Source organism: Corallococcus caeni, from assembly GCF_036245865.1.
GTDB lineage: Bacteria > Myxococcota > Myxococcia > Myxococcales > Myxococcaceae > Corallococcus > Corallococcus caeni.
The window spans coordinates 1-357 of sequence record NZ_BTTW01000098.1; the positions used below are offsets into that span (position 1 = coordinate 1).

Annotated in this window: 1 protein-coding gene; it reads right to left on the reverse strand. The window is 49.3% G+C overall.

The genetic code is table 11. The features are described from left to right. Nucleotides 1–151: 151 nt before the first annotated feature. Nucleotides 152–357 (reverse strand): hypothetical protein (locus AABA78_RS39345; RefSeq protein ID WP_338270619.1); only part of this gene is annotated, 206 nt, incomplete at its 5' end.

Genomic DNA, 357 nt, shown 5'->3' on the forward strand with positions numbered 1-357 from the left:
GATGCAGCCAGAGACCGAGGTGTACGGGGACGACATCATTGCTAAATCTAAAGCCGAGGAAGAACACCCTGTCAACCTGCGGAAATTGAGCGAAAGGCTTAAGAAATAGCAATTAAGGGTGAACCCCGCTAAGTGTACCTCTGGGGTCAAATCAGGGAAATTGCTTGGTTTCGTTGTAAGCCAGAAAGGGATAGAGGTAGACCCCGAAAAAGTGAAGGCTATCCTTGAGATGCCAGAACCCCGTACAGAGAGGCAAGTCCGAGGTTTCCTGGGGCGCTTGAATTATATCGCCAGATTCATATCGCAGCTCACCGCCATTTGCGAGCCGTTGTTTAAACTCTTGCGCAAAAACCAAAC